The organism is Nisaea sp. (assembly GCF_040217065.1).
GTDB lineage: Bacteria > Pseudomonadota > Alphaproteobacteria > Thalassobaculales > Thalassobaculaceae > Nisaea.
This window is the reverse complement of sequence record NZ_JAVJNX010000009.1, coordinates 343,146-358,519: the sequence shown is the minus strand read 5'-3', so window position 1 is coordinate 358,519 and position 15,374 is coordinate 343,146. Positions and strand designations below refer to the sequence as shown.

Genomic DNA, 15,374 nt, shown 5'->3' with positions numbered 1-15,374 from the left:
TCTTTTAATGAATCGCGAGAGGTGCTCCCATTGAACCTGTAGCGCCTTTGATGGGGGTCGGCGTATAAACGTAGGCGAACAGGTAGACGCCATCGGCAGCCAGTTCGGAAAGCTTCATGTTTTCCTGATTCACAATACCGTGCCTTGTCTGCAGGAACGTATGGACACAGAAGACGCAGGCAGGATCTGGATTCGGCACTGCATCGACCGGCCAAGTATCAGCCCCGGTGACGCCAGCCTTGACTTCTTCAGCCACCCACCGAGCGACTTCCATGCCTATCCCGGGGCAACCATTGTTGTATGTCGCCGCATCGTTCCAGTGTTTTTCCCAGCCAGTTCTGAAGATGATCGCGTCACCCTCTGCGAACTTGAAACCTTCCATCCCCTGTTTTTTCAGCGCCGCCTGCACATCGGCCATGGTGATGACTTCACCGGCAGCCATCGACTCGACTCCACGCACAGCCGCGATATCCAGCAGAATGCCGCGGGCCACAATGGGATGCAGTTTTTCGGTGCCGAGCTTGGTTAGACCGTAAGGCGTAATCATCTCGTCGGCGGTGAAGCCGTTGTACCAACGCATTTCACCTTTGTTGCCGCCTGTTCCGCTGTTGACGCCGATATGGCCAAGGCCGTCGAACTGGGTACCTACCTGACCAATCTCCGTGGCCAGGAAGTCATCGTTCCAGAGTACCTGGTTGCCGCCAAAGGCCCCTCCGGACGGCGCCCCCGGGATACGAAGCGAAAACTTGCGCGCGCCGAAAAGCGGCATATCAGCCGTGTACGGATGTCCGAGTTTGTAGGTTTTCCCGGTCTTGATCTGGGAAATTGCCCGCATCACGACTTCCGGCTTCAGGTACCAGTTCGTCGAACCGGCTTCGTCTTCGGCGCCCCAGAGCTGATTCGGCCACCATTTCGCGCCGAGCGGGGTCTCCATCTTGTCCCCGTCCACCCAGGGCTTGCCGGCGCAGCCTTTCCAGTTGGCCGGCGTGCATTCGGCATTGGCGGCGCCGAAAAATCCAAGCGTTCCAGCGAAAGCCATTGCGGCGACTATATATTTTTTCATGATCTCCTCCCTCGTTTGCGGACGGCGCCGTAAAGGGACCGAGAGGCCGTCCGAGCTCCCGATGGTGATTATTCTCGACTTTTGAAGGAACATCAAAAAGGATTTAACGCGTAATTCGGGAATGAGGATTCTGGGCTTGATTTCCCATGAGTGAACGAGTACACCAACGCCTCGCTCGACGACGACCCCTTCGTCTAGAGGCCTAGGACACCGCCCTTTCACGGCGGCAACACGGGTTCGAATCCCGTAGGGGTCGCCACTTCCCTCAGTGTGTCGGGTGTGCTGTTCGCCGAAATGCGTTCGCCGACGACCCCTTCGTCTAGAGGCCTAGGACACTGGCCTTTCACGCCGGCAACACGGGTTCGAATCCCGTAGGGGTCACCATCAAAGAATATATTCTTTGATGACGTTGTGATTGGTCACGATAGGGCGATGCGAACAGCGTTCATCACTTATTCCAAGGTTATCAACCGTGACGGAGAGCCTTACTTTCTCTCTGCCGGGAACAGACTGCGTCTCATTCCCGCCTACAATGCGATGCGCCGCGCCGGCTTCCGCCCCGTCATATTTGGTTCGGCCGAAGAAGCGGAAATCCTGAAAACCAGGGAATTCCAGGAGGCAGGTCAGGTTGTATTCGGCAAGATGCTGACGCCGATGCCGCGTTTGCTGAAACAGTGCCGGGCTGACGGCAAGCGGGTGGTTTTCGATATATGCGACGATCCCTGGGACTATCCCGAACTGCACGACATGATACCGCTGGCGGCGACTGCGGACTTCTGCACGACAAGTTCTGACGGGCTTGCGGCCAAGCTCCGCGCCCGTCTCGGGGTTTCGGTCAGGGTTGTGAACGAGCCCCCGGATTGCGCCTATGGGGAGCCTGCGCGGGTGTCGACAGAAGGGCCCCTGCGGCTGGCATGGTACGGCTCCGACATGAATGCCGCATCGCTGTCCGGTATCCCGGAGGCGCTCGCGCCCCTGGCAGCCGAAAGGCGGATTGAACTCACCCTGTTGTCCGGGTTCAAGACATCGTTCGAGCAGATTCTGGCATCAAGCTCGCCCGATTTCGCGATCCGGTTCGAGGAGTGGGTGCCTGGACTTCAGGACGAGATTCTTGCCGAAACCGACCTGGTGCTGATCCCGAAGCGAAATGACGGTTGGAGCGAACTGAAGAGCGAAAACCGTCTGGTGACGTCAATCGTCGCCGGCCGGCTCGCCATCGCGGCGCCGATCCCGAGCTACCAGCCGCTTGCCGACTGGTGCGTTCTGACGACCGATTTTCTTGGCGGAATAAGGGATGTTTTGGCGCGGCCCGATTTCTATCTCGACAAACTGCGTCAAGGTCAGGCATATACCCGCGGCAAGTATGATTTGCGCGTCATTGAAGCGGAGTGGAACGCTCTGCTGACGTGACTGTCTCTGACTTGCCCGCGTACCGGACGCATGACACACTCCGATTGACGGCCCCTTCGTCTAGCGGTCTAGGACGCTGGCCTCTCACGCCGGAAACACGGGTTCGATTCCCGTAGGGGTCACCAACTTTTCCAGTTTCAGTTACCAACTTTTCTCCAGCCGTCCCAGCCACCATCTGTATGCATGAGCAGGGGGAGCGTCTGATGTTCAAAAACACGTTATGTATCGCGGCTGTGAGCCTGACAATCGTCGGGTTTTCCGCGCGTGCGTCCGACATTCAACCAGAAGGCTCCAGCGGCCTGACGGCGCAATCCGGCGGAACGGCCGAACATTTCATGGTCGCGGCCGCCAATCCGCATGCGACCGGTGCCGGATACAAGGTCCTCAAGGCCGGCGGGGGTGCTATCGATGCGGCGGTGGCCGTGCAGATGGTACTCAACCTGGTGGAACCGCAATCCTCCGGGATCGGCGGCGGCGCTTTTCTGGTTTATTGGGACGCAGCCACCGGAAAACTGACAACCTATGACGGCCGGGAGACTGCTCCCGCTGCGGCGGATCCGGATTACTTCCTGAAGCCGGACGGCAGCAAGAAAGGCTTCTGGGAGGCGGTGAATGGCGCTGGCTCCGTCGGCGTCCCGGGAACGGTCGCACTGCTCCAGACGGCGCACAGGGCGCATGGGACGGTTCCCTGGAAGGATCTGTTCCAACCGGCGATCCGGATGGCGCGCGACGGGTTCGAGATATCCCCCAGGCTCGGCGGCGCCATTGCCGCAGCGGCGGGCCGCGGACTGCCGGACCAGCCCGCAGCACGGGACTATTTCTTCACGCCGCACGGTGTCGCAAAAGCACCCGGATCCACGCTCAAAAACCCGGCGTTTGCCGATACTCTGGAAGCGGTTTCCTCCGGCGGCGCAAGCGTGTTCTACAAGGGTGCGATCGCGGACCAGATCCTGGCAGCCCTGGTTACGACCCCGGACAATCCAAGCCTGATGACTGCGGCAGACCTGGCCGGCTATCGGGCGGTTGAGCGGGAGCCTGTCTGCGTGACCTACCGCGCATACGATATATGCGGGATGGGGCCACCCAGCTCGGGAGCGCTTACGGTCGGCCAGATCCTTGGCATGCTGACGCATTTCGACATGAAATCCATCGGCTACGGGCCCGTTGCCGCGCATATCTTTTCCGAAGCATCCCGCCTCGCCTTTGCCGACCGGGCTCTCTACATGGCCGATGACGACTTTGTCGATGTGCCGGTGCGTGGCCTGCTTGACCCGCATTACCTGCGGGCCCGCTCTGCATTGATTGAAGCGGAACACAGCATGGCCGTGGCGGCGCCGGGCAAGCCGCCCTTTGCGCGGAAAGGCGATCTGTTTCCGGACCTGCAGCCGGAGCGCGCGGGGACCAGCCATTTCGTCATTGTCGACGCGGCCGGAAACGCCGTGTCCATGACCACGACGATCGAGACCGGCTTCGGCAGCCGGCTGATGGCCGGCGGTTTCCTGCTGAACAACGAGATGACGGATTTCTCCTTTCTGCCCGAACAGGATGGCAAGCCGGTCGCCAACCGGGTCGAGGGCGGCAAGCGCCCGCGCAGCTCCATGGCCCCGACGATCGTGCTGAAAGACGGCAAGCCGGTGATCCTGATCGGCTCACCCGGCGGCAGCCGGATCATTCCGTATGTGGCCTGGGCCCTGGTCGGCATGATCGACTGGGGGATGGACCCGCAGCAGGCCATCGACATGGGGCATGTCAGCAACCGGAACGGGCCGACGGACCTGGAGGAGGGCACACCTCTCGCCCGCTGGCGCGGGGCGCTGGAAGCAAGGGGGCATGTGGTCAAGGTCCAGTCGATGAATTCAGGGCTGCACGCCATCAGGATCGGCGACGGCATTCTTACCGGCGGCGCGGATCCGCGGCGTGAGGGCGCAGTGATGGGCGACTAGATCAGTCACCAGTAAACCGGGTACCTCTTCCCTCGACGCATGTTGTTGAAAAGCAGCGCGACAACGACGATCAGAAGCGCTCCGGACAGAACGGGCGTTATCAAAAAATCCAGGCCGGGCTGCAGAACGAAAATCACAGCGGGATCGGCGCCCGCCGGGGCATGTCCGGTCCCGCTCCACATCATTGCGGAAACGGCGAGGCCGACAGCCAGCGCCATACCGGGCCAGCCCGGCCCGAATATCGACAAGACCGCAAGGCCGACGAGGCTTGAGATCAGGTGGCCGAAGACAATGTTGCGCGGCTGCGCCAGCGGGCTTTCCGGTACGGCAAAGGCAAGAAAGCAGGACGCCCCGAAGGGGGCCATCATCAGAATGGTGTCCAGTAACTCCGAGAGGCCGGCGGCAAAGCCTATTGCCAGCATGGCGCCAAGACCGCCGAGGAGTGCGGCGGCTGGTCGGGCCGGTTCAGGACAGGCGCCGCCACCAGCCATTTTCTTGAACAGAAATGTCATGGGATCACGCCTCCAGCTCGGCCAGCCGGGCTTCCAGATAACTCAACCGGTCACGAAGTGGCGCAACGGCCGCGTTGATGTCGGCTTCCGTGAAGCGGGGCGTGATGTGTTGCGGGCAATTCCAGTCCTTGGCCGCGACGTGAAGCACGACCGCGCGTTCGACACGTGCCCGGTAATCCGGAAGCTGCAGGCGTTCCAGCATCTCCGGCGCATCCTCGTGATGCAGGATTTCCGCCCGTGCCCAGAGCTTTAGCCGGCGCCGGTTGGCGTAATCCATCAGGATCAATGCGACCCTGTCGTTTCCGGTTATGTTGCCGACGCTGAGATATTGCCGGTTGCCCCTGAAATCGGCGTAACCGATGGTCTTCTCGTCGAGCACCCTGAGAAAACCCGCTGGGCCGCCGCGGAACTGGACATAGGGCCAGCCGGTCTCGGAGACGGTTGCCTGGTAGAAGCCGTCCCGGGCCTGGATGAATGACGTCTCGGCCTCGGTCAGTGCGGTGACCCCGTTCTCCCCGGACGAGAGGAGGCGGCTCATCTGCACCCGGCTGCCATAGCGCTCCTGCGCTGCCTGGACGTTCGGGGTAAAGCTGATGTCTGCAAATGGTCTGGGCATATCCCGGTTCTCCTGCTGGCGGGGGAGGAGGGGCGGATTGCACACCGCCCCTCCGGAAGTCATGGATCAGGCGGCGCGCGCCGTCAGCGCGACCTTTGGGAAGTCGATATCGACCTCGGTCGATTTGGCGAGGATGTTTGTCAGCAGGTTCATGCCGACATGGACAACGATCTCGACGATTTCCGCGTCCGAATAGCCCGCGTTCCGGACTGCGCTGAACTCGGCCTCGGTCAATTCTCCCTTGTGCTCGCTCAGAGCCAGCGCGAAGGCAACGGCCGCGGCGGCGCGTCCGTCGGTCGATCCACCGGATCGGTTCGCGGTCATGTCCGCGTCGGACAAACCGGATTTGCGGCCAATTGCGGTATGGGCGGAAAGGCAGTACTGGCAGCCGTTGCGGTCGGCCAGGGCAATGGCGATCCGTTCCCGGGTCTGTGCATCGAGAGCGCCGGAGCCGGCAATTTCATGCAGGCCGAGGAAGGATGTCAGGGCCGCCGGAGACTGGGCGAGAACGGCGAGGAAATTAGGAACCATTCCCAGCTTGCCCTTGATGGCAGCGAGCAGGGCGCCCTGTTCATTATCTGCGGTTTCCATGGTGACTTTGGTAATCCGGCTCATGTCAGATCCTTTCAGCGCCGGCGATTGTGAATGGGGGAAGCTGTGATGTCCGGCGCCCCCATGAGATCGTCTATTCCGTTAAGAGAATGAATTGGTATATTATGGAAATAACTGTTCCAATTATTGGAATAAAATGGATCGATTTCGCGAATTGCAGGTCTTTGTGAAGGTGGCTGAAACGGGTGGCTTCGCTGCGGCAGCGCGGTTGCTTGCCATGTCACCGCCTGCGGTCACCCGTGCTGTCTCCGCCCTGGAGGCGCGTCTGAATACCCGGCTGCTTGTCCGCACGACCCGCTCCGTGCGCCTGACCGAGAATGGCCGGAGGCTGCTGGCGGACGGGCGGTCGATTCTGAATGCGCTTGAGCAGGCCGAGGAATCGGTTGGAGGCTCCCCGCAGGCCCCGAGAGGACATATCCGGGTGACGGCACCTGTTCTGTTCGGCTGTCATGTGGTGACGCCTGTTCTCGGGGCGTTTCTTGACCGGTTCGAAGATGTGACGGCTGAAACGCTGTTTGTTGACCGGGTGGTGCATGTGGTGGAGGAGGGGCTGGATGTCGCCATCCGCATCGGCGAGCTGCCGGACTCTTCCCTGACGGCCATTCGCGTTGGATCGGTCTGCCGTGTCGTCGCCGGGGCACCGGCCTATTTCGACAGGCATGGCACACCTGGACATCCGTCCGAGCTGGCCGGCCATCGCCTTATCAATCCGCTGGCGTTTGGCAACAGGATCTCATGGACCTTCCAGCAGGACGGAAAACCGCTTCATTTCGATGCTGAAACCCGTCTGGCGCTCAATACCAATGACGCGATCCTGAAACTGTTGCGCGGCGGTTGGGGCGTATCCCGGCTGCTGTCCTATCAGGTCGCAACCGGTGTCAGGGAAGGCTCGCTGACGACCGTGCTGGACAGTTTCAGGCCCGCACCGGTGCCGGTGCATGTGGTTCATCCGGAAGGGCGTATCGCATCGGCAAAAGTGCGGGCGCTGGTGGATTTCATGGTGGAAAATCTCAGGCAGAATGAGATCCTGCAGATGACCTGAAGCACTGGATGCCGGTATCTCCCGGCATGGAATGGCCATGAAACTGACCACACTCGGCTTCGATGCCGACGACACGCTCTGGGAGAACGAGCGTTTCTTCAAGCTGACGGAAGAGCGTTTCACTGAGCTTCTCATCGATTTTGCCGAACCGGGTCATCTCCGGGAACGGCTGCTGGCGGCGGAGAGACGCAATCTCAGGACCTACGGATTCGGCATCAAGGGCTTCACCCTGTCGATGGTGGAGACCGCGATCGAGGTGACCGAAGAGCGTGTGCCCGCGCGCGTCATCGAACAGATCCTTTCGGCCGGCAGGGAGATGCATGCCCATCCGGTTGAAACCCTGCCGAACGTGGGGGAAACCCTGGAACAGCTCGCGCCGGATTACCGGATGATCCTGATTACCAAGGGTGATCTGTTCGATCAGGAACGCAAGCTGGCGGCATCGGGACTGGGTGAGTTGTTCGATGCGGTCGAAATTGTCAGTGCCAAGACGGCGGACACCTACGACCGGATATTCACCGAAGCGGGAGATGGCCCGGAACGGGCGATGATGGTCGGAAACTCGCTGAAGTCGGATGTCGTCCCGGCGATCGAGGCCGGAAGCTGGGGCGTGCACATTCCCCATGACCTGACCTGGGCACTCGAGCATGCCGAGGAGCCAGCAAGAGCGCTAAGGTTTCGGCGGTTGGCAAATCTTGGCGAGATACCGCTGCTGTTACGGGAAATCGCCTAGCGCGCCTCGGCAGACGATCCAGTGTCGATCCGCTCCAGATAAGGGGTCATATGCGGGGGCGGAGGGGCTTCTGCATAGACCGGCGGCTTGCTCTGCTGCAGGGGCAGGCGCAGGCTGCGGGAGTGCAGTTGCATCGGCGCGCCATCGGATGGCGTGCCGTAGAGAGGATCACCGATGATCGGGCAGCCGATGGCGGCCAGATGGACGCGGATCTGGTGGGTCCGGCCAGTGCGCGGGAAGCATTCGATCAAACAGGTCCCGTCCGCTTCACCGAGCACCCGGTAGTCGGTCACGCTCTCCTGCCCCGTGCCGTCGACCTGCATGCGCCAGCCTGTGGTTTTGCTGCTGACCTTCTTCAGCGCCAGGTCGATGCGGCCTTCCGGCTCTTTCGGGACGCCTTGTGTAATCGCCCAGTAGGTTTTCTCGACCAGACCTTCGCGGAAGAGTTTTCCGAGTTTCTTGAGGCCTTTCGGGTTTCGCCCGAGAGCCAGGCAGCCGGTCGTGTCACGGTCCAGACGATGGCCGAGTGCAGGGACATGCTGAATCCCGTATTTCAGATGATCGAAATAGGCTTCGAGACTGTCCCCGCCGTCGGGGCCGGCATGAACCGGGAGACCGGCCGGCTTGTCGACGATCAGGATCAGCCCATCCCGATGCAGCACCCGTTCCCGGATTTCCTCAGGGGTCATGATTAGGCCTTTCAAAATGAAGACGGCCCCGCGCCGAAACCGGGCGGGGCCGTCTCGTATTGGTGCCGGGATATGGCTTAGTTCGGGATCTTGCCCTGAACGCCCTCGACATACCAGTTCATGCCAAGCAGGGCGCCATCGTCGAGCGTCTCGCCCTTTTTCACTTTGACCGCGCCGGTCTGGTCCTTGATCGGGCCGTCGAAGGCGTGGATGGACCCGTCCGTCAGCCCGGCAATGGCGTCATTTGCCAGTTTCTGCACGTCGGCCGGAATGATTTCGTTGAACGGTGCCATCTCGACCATGCCCGATTTCAGGCCGCCCCAGACGTCCTGGGATTCCCAGCTGCCATCCAGCACAGCCTTGGCTCGCTCGACATAATAGCCGTCCCAATTGTCGATGATCGCGGAAAGCTGGGCCTTCGGCGCGAACTTGGTCATGTCGGAAGCCTGACCGAAGCCGTAGACGCCGCGGGACTCGGCGACCTGAAGCGGTGCCGGGGAATCGGTATGCTGCAGGATGATGTCGGCGCCCTGGTCGATCAGTGCCTTGGCCGCATCACCTTCCTTGCCCGGATCGTACCAGGAATTCACCCAGACGACCTTGACTTCGGCCTTCGGGTTGACCGAGCGCAGAGCAATCGTGAAGGCGTTGATGCCGCGGATGACTTCCGGAATCGGGAAGGAGCCGACATAGCCGATCACGTTCGACTTGGTCATCTTGCCGGCAATCAGTCCGGCGACATAGCGGCCCTCATAGAAGCGCGCGGCATAGGTCGAGACGTTCTTGTCGCGCTTGTAGCCGGTCGCATGTTCGAACTTCACATCCGGAAATTTCTTGGCGACCTTGATAGTCGGATTCATGAAGCCGAAGGACGTGGTGAAAATCAGCTTGTTCCCGTCACCTGCGAGCTGGCGGATGACGCGCTCGGCGTCCGGGCCTTCCTGCACGTTCTCGACAAAGGTGGTCTTCACCTTGCCGGCCAGTTCCTTCTCGATCGCCAGGCGGCCGATATCATGCCGATAGGTCCAGCCGTGGTCGCCGACCGGGCCGACATACACGAAGCCGACCTTGAGTTCGTCCGCGTGTGCGCCTGAGGGCGTCATGCCCGCAGCAAGCACCATCGCCGTCAAACCAGCGCTGCCGAGGAGGCTGCGCACGATGTTTCGAATCATTGAGATCTCCTGAATTGGTGAAGCCTTTGAGGCGATGGTCGCCGGCTGTTTGCCGATCTCCTGGCGCCTTGAGGGGTATCCTCCCGCGTTCATATTCCGCAATCGCCGACATGATGGCGATTGACCGACCACGGATTGTGATCGGCCCGGACAGGCAGCAAATATGACAATTCGTCCGCACTCTGTGAAGCGGCATCGCGTCTTGGCCGGTGTAAATATCTCTGGTCGGCCAGGGATGCATGGCAGTCGCGGTTTATTTAGGCCGCGACCGGCAGGAGAGCGGACGGTGAATCTCGGCCGGAAGAGGGGAGGTGTCGCAGAAAAAACAACAACGACGATCCGGCTATTGCCGGATCGGAGGATCTGGTCCCAGAGTGACGCCACCGCAGGTGCGGGTAGCGTCTGGTCGTTCTCAGTCGGCGAACGACAGATTGACGGCTTTCGGTCCGCGGGCGTCTTCCTGAATTTCAAAATTCAGTTTCTGTCCCTCGGAAATTGTGTCCAAACCGGAGTTCTGGACTGCGGAAACATGGACGAAGACATCACGCGTTCCGTCATCCGGCGTGATGAACCCATAGCCTTTGTCGGTCTTGAAGAATTTGACTGTACCCGTCGACATGGTTGGATACCTCTCCTGCTCACAAACTAGAAACCCACATACTCAATCTTCCACCTTCAGACACGCTTTAGGAGAGATGCTCGGTCCGGACCGGTAAAGGCACTCCATTCTTAAAGCCGTCTACAGACAGTTTTGAGATAGGTTGTGGATGACGGTGCGGCAAGTGAAGTTGTGATTAAAAATAATGCGGTGCCGGAGGCAGTCTTGTTCGCCACCTAGTGCTGTGGCGCGGAATCAGGGCAAAAAAGAGACCGCACCGGAACGATATGGGGGGCGGGGGTGCCCGGATCGAACGCTCTATGGTGCGGTCCTGAAGATGACTCTCAGGGTAAATTACCCAATGCATCGAGGAAGGTGAAATACCGCCAACGCGGGGAAAACGTTATCACGGCGGCTGTCTGAACCCCGTCCTCGTGTTACCCTATAGATAAGGGCGTTTCTCGCCGGTCGGTGTGGGAATCCGCACGATGATGGCGGGCGGGCGGCCTGACGCGGGAAATCGCGCATTCGCCGGGAGGTTGTGGGCCACCCCGTCCTCTTGCAAGATGATATCGGCACGCGTGGGGATGCGTGGTCCGGGACGCGACAAGAATGTCCGGCGCATAGAGCGGGGAGAAACTGGTGTCGAGTATCAATCGCAGCCTGGCGGTGAGCAATCTGCTGGGGTGCCTGCCCGAGGCGAAAATCGCCGATCTGGACAAGAGATGCCGCTGGCGCAACTTTGAAGCGGATCAGGTTATCATCAATCTCGATGACGACTCGACCGACGTTTATTTCATCATCTGGGGCGATGTCAGGGTGACGGTCTTTTCCGAGACCGGAAAGACCGTGATCATTCACGACATGAAGACCGGAGATCATTTCGGAGAATTCGCTGCAATCGATGGCGGACGGAGGTCTGCCAGCATCGTTGCGCAGAGCCGCACGATTGTCGCCTGCATGCCGGACCAGATGTTCCGGGATCTGCTCGCCGAAGTTCCGGAAATGTCGCTGATCGTCATGAAACGCATGGTGGGCTCCCTGCGCACACTGGTGGAGCGGGTGGTCGAGTTCAGCACGCTCGGTGTGCGCAACCGCATCCATGCGGAGCTGCTGCGGCTTGCCCGGGCGGGCCGGATCGTCGACGGCACCGGGCGGATCTCCCCGCCGCCGACCCATGCCGAGATCGCCGCCCGGATCAGCACGCACCGGGAAGCGGTGACCCGGGAGCTCAAGGCTCTGGAACGCAGCGATTTGCTGGAGCGGACCCGCGGGGCCTATGTCGTCAAGAACATGGCGGAGCTGGAACGCATGGTCGACGATGCCCGTGCCGGCCGAGAGTCGCACTGATGCCCGGCCCTGATTGTGCACTGCGACAAATCAGCTCCGGTGTGCATTCAAACTGACATATTTTCGGGCTAATACTGTTATATTGCATCGCAACATAACGAGGCCGGCCAATGTCGATCAGAAATCTGGACAAACTCTTTCAGCCGACCTCGGTCGCCATTATCGGGGCGAGCAACCGGGAGCAATCAGTTGGAAAAGTACTGTCCCGGAATCTTCTGGGCGGGACGTTCAACGGCCCGGTGCTGCCGGTCAATCCGCACGAGACGGCGATCGGATCGACGCTCTGCTACAATAGCATAGCGGAGCTTCCCATCGTCCCTGACCTCGCCGTGATCTGCACGCCGGCGGCATCCGTTCCCGCGGTGCTGGAGGATCTGGTGGCGAAAGGAACGAAGGCGGCCGTTGTGGTCACCGCCGGTTTCGGCGAGGCGGATGGGCACGGTGCCGATCTGGCGGGCGAGATCAAGCGCATCAAGTCGGAATCTCCGCTCCGCGTGGTCGGGCCGAACTGCGTCGGCATCATGGTGCCCACCCTCGGACTGAATGCCTCCTTTCTGCATATCGCGCCGCCTGCGGGCAATCTTGCGTTCGTCACGCAGAGCGGGGCGGTCGCGTCCGCCGTCGTCGACCATGCGGCGCACCACAATATCGGCTTCTCCCACGTGGTGTCGCTCGGCAACATGACCGATGTGGATTTCGGCGACATGCTGGATTATCTGGTCGCCGATCCGAACACCAAGGCAATCCTGCTCTATATCGAGTCGATCAGCAGTCCGCGGAAATTCATGTCCGCCGCGCGTGCTGCTGCCCGGAACAAGCCGGTGATCGTCATCAAGTCGGGGCGCAACGAGGCTGCCGCCAAGGCCGCGGCCTCCCATACCGGCGCGCTTACGGGCTCGGACAAGGTCTATAACGCCGCCTTCCGCCGCGCCGGCATTCTGCGTGTGTACGATCTGCTTGAGCTGTTCGATGCGGTGAACACGCTCGGCACGGGCCTGAAGGCCGCGAACGACAGGCTGGCGATCATCACGAATGGCGGCGGCCTCGGGGTGCTGGCGACCGAAAGCCTCGTTGAACTCGGCGGGCGTCTGGCGGAGCTTAGCCCGGAGACCATCGCCGCGCTCGACGCCAAGCTGCCTTCCACCTGGTCGCGCGGCAATCCGGTCGACATCATCGGTGACGCACCGCCGGAGCGCTATGAAGCGGCGCTGGACGAGGTGGTGAAGGATCCGAATGTGGATGCAGTGTTGGTGCTGAACTGCCCGACCGCGATCGCGGACAGTTTCAAGGCGGCGGAAGTGGTGCAGCGCGCCGTGGCCAGAAAGCCGCGTGTGCCGATCCTGACGAACTGGGTCGGCGAGGGCGCGCAGGAAGAGGCGAAGAAGGCTTTCTATCGGGCCTCGGTGCCGTCCTACGACACGCCGAACCAGGCGGTTACCGGCTTCATGCATCTGGTGCGCTACAAACGCCGCCGCGACATGCTGATGCAAACGCCGCCTTCCCTGCAAGAGGGCTATCACCCGGAGACCGAGCGGGCGCGCAAGGTCGTCCAGAAGGCGCTCGACGATGGCCGGGAGTGGCTGACCGAGCCGGAAGCCAAGGATGTTCTGGATGCCTACGGCATTCCGGTGGTCGAGACCATGATTGCGCAGACGCCGGAAGAGGCCGGTCTGGCTGCGGTCGAGCTCGGCAACCATGTGGTCCTGAAGATCCTCAGCCACGACATCACCCACAAGAGCGATGTCGGCGGGGTCCGCCTCGACCTGACCGGACGGCAGCAGGTCGTTGCCGCCGCGGAAGAGATGCTGCGGACCGTGAAGCGGGTGAAGCCGGACGCGAGGATCGACGGTTTTGCCGTCCAGCGCATGGCCGTCATGCCCCATGCCGTGGAACTGATCATCGGCATCAGCACCGACAGCGTCTTCGGGCCGGTCATCCTGTTCGGCAAGGGCGGGGTCGAGGTCGAGGTTGTGGATGACAGCGCCGTGGCATTGCCGCCGCTCGACATTCCGCTGGCCCGCGACATGGTGCAGCGGACACGGGTCTGGTCGCTGTTGCAGGGCTACAGGAACCGTCCGCCGGCGGCGATCGAGGAGCTGACCGGGGCGCTGGTCAAACTCTCGCAGATCGCCATGGATCTTCCCGAGATCAGGGAACTCGACGTCAACCCGCTCTATATCAACGATTTCGGCATTCTGGCCCTGGATGCCCGGATCCGTGTGCAGGATGCGGCGAGGGCGATCCCCGTCGCCATCCAGCCCTATCCGAAGCATCTGGAGCGGCATGTCAGTCTCGATAACGGGAGGGCCCTCACCGTCCGGCCGATCCGCCCGGAAGACGAGCCGGCCCTGCTGGAGCTGATCCAGAAATCCTCCCAGGACGATCTGCGCCGGCGGTTTTTCGCCCCGGTAAAGACCCTGCCGCACGAGACGGCGGCGCGGCTGACCCAGATCGATTATGACCGGGAAATGGCCCTGATCGGGGAAAGCCAGGGGGAAATTCTCGGCGTCGCCCGGCTCACCGCCGACCCGCATTTCGAGACCTGCGAGTTTGCCGCCCTGGTCCGGACCGACCAGCAGGGGCAGGGGCTTGGCCGGCGGCTGATGGGCGATCTCATCCGGCATGCCCATTCCCGCGGCCTGAAGAAAATGTTCGGCTACGTGATGTCGGAGAACCGGGCGATGCTGGCGCTCTGCCGCGATCTCGGATTCGTCGAGGCGCCGTCGCCGGACGATGCCGGCACCCGGCTCATGAGTCTCGACATCAAGCAGGGCGCTTAGGAACCTGATTCCGGTCGGTCCGGCTTCAATGTCGACACCGGACGATGTATGCATGTGGGGTGATTTAACCGGAGCCTGAAACCATGCGCGTCGATCTGAATTCCGATCTCGGGGAAAGCTGGGGCACCTACGCGCTGGGGGCCGATGCGGACATGCTGTCCATCGTCTCCAGCGCCAATGTCGCCTGCGGCTTTCATGCGGGTGACCCCAATGTCATGCGGGACACCGTGATCCGAGCCCGGGACGGCGGCGTCGGCATCGGCGCGCATCCGGGCTATCTCGATCTCTGGGGTTTTGGCCGACGCAAGATTTCCGGCGACAGCCTGGCCGATCTGGAGAAACAGACCGCCTACCAGATCGGCGCCCTGATGGGGCTGGCCGCGCTTGAGGGCGCGCGCGTGACCCATGTGAAGACCCATGGCGCGCTCGGCAATCTGGTGGCCGAGGATGACGGCGTTGCCGGGGCCGTCGCCAGGGCCGTGAAATCCGTCGACCCGACGCTGATCCTGGTGGTCATGCCGGGCATGGCGACGGAGCGGGCGACGGATGCGGCCGGTCTGCGCATGGCCCGCGAGATCTATGCCGACCGGGCCTATCAGGATAACGGCAACCTGGTGCCGCGCAGCGAGCCGGGCGCCGTGATCCACGATGCCGAAGCGGCTGCCGCCTCCGTGCTGGCCATGTTGCAGGAAGGCGCGGTCATCACCAAGAGCGGCACGCGCATCAAGGGCCGGATCGATACGATCTGCGTGCATGGCGACAATCCGGCCGGTGTCGAGATGGCCCGGGCGCTCCGGGCCTCCCTGGAAGCCGCCGGTGTCGAGATCGCGCCGTTCCACCGTTTCGTCTGACCT

General features: G+C 61.7%; 14 protein-coding genes and 3 tRNA genes. 10 read left to right on the top strand and 7 right to left on the bottom strand.

Translation table 11 applies throughout. From position 1 onward, the window contains the following. Positions 1–4: 4 nt before the first annotated feature. Positions 5–1,063 carry a cyclase family protein gene (locus RH950_RS14000; protein ID WP_350057765.1) on the bottom strand — a complete coding sequence of 353 codons (1,059 nt, stop codon included), beginning with the start codon at positions 1,061–1,063 and terminating at the stop codon, positions 5–7. A gap of 183 nt (positions 1,064–1,246) precedes the next feature. Between RH950_RS14000 and RH950_RS13995 the strand changes: the two genes are divergently transcribed. The 5 genes from RH950_RS13995 to ggt all read left to right on the top strand — a co-directional run bounded on the left by RH950_RS13995 (position 1,247) and on the right by ggt (position 4,416). Next, a tRNA-Glu gene (locus RH950_RS13995) sits at positions 1,247–1,322 on the top strand. 49 nt (positions 1,323–1,371) lie between these two features. Continuing rightward, positions 1,372–1,447 (top strand) — tRNA-Glu (locus RH950_RS13990). A gap of 48 nt (positions 1,448–1,495) precedes the next feature. Further along, complete coding sequence (locus tag RH950_RS13985) at positions 1,496–2,473, top strand: hypothetical protein (RefSeq protein ID WP_350057763.1); 978 nt, start codon at positions 1,496–1,498, stop codon at positions 2,471–2,473. A 49-nt stretch (positions 2,474–2,522) separates the two neighbouring features. After that, positions 2,523–2,598 (top strand) — tRNA-Glu (locus RH950_RS13980). Between the two features lie 78 nt (positions 2,599–2,676). Next, positions 2,677–4,416, top strand: coding sequence for a gamma-glutamyltransferase (gene ggt / locus RH950_RS13975; RefSeq protein ID WP_350057761.1), 1,740 nt, complete (start codon positions 2,677–2,679; stop codon positions 4,414–4,416). A 5-nt stretch (positions 4,417–4,421) separates the two neighbouring features. On the opposite strand, the gene RH950_RS13970 is transcribed toward ggt, so the two are convergent. The 3 genes from RH950_RS13970 to RH950_RS13960 form a co-directional block, all read right to left on the bottom strand. Continuing rightward, entirely contained in the window at positions 4,422–4,928 is a 507-nt protein-coding gene (locus RH950_RS13970) for an HPP family protein (protein WP_350057760.1), read from the bottom strand. 4 nt (positions 4,929–4,932) lie between these two features. Next, the gene (locus RH950_RS13965) at positions 4,933–5,544 is read right to left on the bottom strand and encodes a pyridoxamine 5'-phosphate oxidase family protein (RefSeq protein WP_350057758.1); all 612 of its coding nucleotides are present in this window, start codon (positions 5,542–5,544) and stop codon (positions 4,933–4,935) included. Between the two features lie 66 nt (positions 5,545–5,610). Further along, complete coding sequence (locus RH950_RS13960; protein WP_350057757.1) at positions 5,611–6,159, bottom strand: carboxymuconolactone decarboxylase family protein; 549 nt, start codon at positions 6,157–6,159, stop codon at positions 5,611–5,613. Positions 6,160–6,292: 133 nt separating this feature from the next. On the opposite strand from RH950_RS13960, the gene RH950_RS13955 reads away from it, so the two are divergent. Both RH950_RS13955 and RH950_RS13950 read left to right on the top strand, forming a co-directional pair. Further along, positions 6,293–7,198 (top strand): LysR substrate-binding domain-containing protein, encoded by a 906-nt coding sequence (locus tag RH950_RS13955; protein WP_350057755.1) that lies wholly within the window; start codon positions 6,293–6,295, stop codon positions 7,196–7,198. A 37-nt stretch (positions 7,199–7,235) separates the two neighbouring features. Next, complete coding sequence (locus RH950_RS13950) at positions 7,236–7,931, top strand: HAD family hydrolase (RefSeq protein ID WP_350057754.1); 696 nt, start codon at positions 7,236–7,238, stop codon at positions 7,929–7,931. Here the strand turns inward: RH950_RS13950 and RH950_RS13945 are convergent. The 3 genes from RH950_RS13945 to RH950_RS13935 all read right to left on the bottom strand — a co-directional run bounded on the left by RH950_RS13945 (position 7,928) and on the right by RH950_RS13935 (position 10,411). Continuing rightward, on the bottom strand, positions 7,928–8,620 hold the full coding sequence (locus tag RH950_RS13945) for an RluA family pseudouridine synthase (protein ID WP_350057752.1): 693 nt from the start codon (positions 8,618–8,620) through the stop codon (positions 7,928–7,930). The genes RH950_RS13950 and RH950_RS13945 overlap by 4 nt on opposite strands. Before the next feature lie 77 nt (positions 8,621–8,697). After that, positions 8,698–9,792, bottom strand: coding sequence for a BMP family ABC transporter substrate-binding protein (locus RH950_RS13940; protein WP_350057750.1), 1,095 nt, complete (start codon positions 9,790–9,792; stop codon positions 8,698–8,700). 412 nt (positions 9,793–10,204) lie between these two features. Beyond that, a complete protein-coding gene (locus tag RH950_RS13935; RefSeq protein WP_350057748.1) occupies positions 10,205–10,411 on the bottom strand; it encodes a cold-shock protein in 207 nt (68 codons plus the stop codon). A 621-nt stretch (positions 10,412–11,032) separates the two neighbouring features. On the opposite strand from RH950_RS13935, the gene RH950_RS13930 reads away from it, so the two are divergent. From RH950_RS13930 to RH950_RS13920, 3 genes are all read left to right on the top strand, one after another. After that, positions 11,033–11,740, top strand: coding sequence for a Crp/Fnr family transcriptional regulator (locus tag RH950_RS13930; protein WP_350057747.1), 708 nt, complete (start codon positions 11,033–11,035; stop codon positions 11,738–11,740). Between the two features lie 110 nt (positions 11,741–11,850). Further along, positions 11,851–14,520: a bifunctional acetate--CoA ligase family protein/GNAT family N-acetyltransferase gene (locus RH950_RS13925; RefSeq protein WP_350057746.1), complete on the top strand. Its 2,670-nt coding sequence runs from the start codon at positions 11,851–11,853 to the stop codon at positions 14,518–14,520. Positions 14,521–14,603: 83 nt separating this feature from the next. Further along, positions 14,604–15,371 (top strand): LamB/YcsF family protein, encoded by a 768-nt coding sequence (locus tag RH950_RS13920; RefSeq protein WP_350057745.1) that lies wholly within the window; start codon positions 14,604–14,606, stop codon positions 15,369–15,371. Positions 15,372–15,374 lie beyond the last annotated feature (3 nt).

What these genes read in the sequence shown, in the direction of transcription:
- RH950_RS13940 (WP_350057750.1), bottom strand. Translation starts at nt 9,792, where the DNA reads ATGATTCGAAACATCGTGCGCAGCCTCCTCGGCAGCGCTGGTTTGACG.
- RH950_RS13920 (WP_350057745.1), top strand. Translation starts at nt 14,604, where the DNA reads ATGCGCGTCGATCTGAATTCCGATCTCGGGGAAAGCTGGGGCACCTAC.
- RH950_RS13950 (WP_350057754.1), top strand. Translation starts at nt 7,236, where the DNA reads ATGAAACTGACCACACTCGGCTTCGATGCCGACGACACGCTCTGGGAG.
- RH950_RS14000 (WP_350057765.1), bottom strand. Translation starts at nt 1,063, where the DNA reads ATGAAAAAATATATAGTCGCCGCAATGGCTTTCGCTGGAACGCTTGGA.
- RH950_RS13925 (WP_350057746.1), top strand. Translation starts at nt 11,851, where the DNA reads ATGTCGATCAGAAATCTGGACAAACTCTTTCAGCCGACCTCGGTCGCC.
- RH950_RS13985 (WP_350057763.1), top strand. Translation starts at nt 1,496, where the DNA reads ATGCGAACAGCGTTCATCACTTATTCCAAGGTTATCAACCGTGACGGA.
- RH950_RS13945 (WP_350057752.1), bottom strand. Translation starts at nt 8,620, where the DNA reads ATGACCCCTGAGGAAATCCGGGAACGGGTGCTGCATCGGGATGGGCTG.
- RH950_RS13960 (WP_350057757.1), bottom strand. Translation starts at nt 6,159, where the DNA reads ATGAGCCGGATTACCAAAGTCACCATGGAAACCGCAGATAATGAACAG.
- ggt (WP_350057761.1), top strand. Translation starts at nt 2,677, where the DNA reads ATGTTCAAAAACACGTTATGTATCGCGGCTGTGAGCCTGACAATCGTC.
- RH950_RS13965 (WP_350057758.1), bottom strand. Translation starts at nt 5,544, where the DNA reads ATGCCCAGACCATTTGCAGACATCAGCTTTACCCCGAACGTCCAGGCA.
- RH950_RS13935 (WP_350057748.1), bottom strand. Translation starts at nt 10,411, where the DNA reads ATGTCGACGGGTACAGTCAAATTCTTCAAGACCGACAAAGGCTATGGG.
- RH950_RS13970 (WP_350057760.1), bottom strand. Translation starts at nt 4,928, where the DNA reads ATGACATTTCTGTTCAAGAAAATGGCTGGTGGCGGCGCCTGTCCTGAA.
- RH950_RS13955 (WP_350057755.1), top strand. Translation starts at nt 6,293, where the DNA reads ATGGATCGATTTCGCGAATTGCAGGTCTTTGTGAAGGTGGCTGAAACG.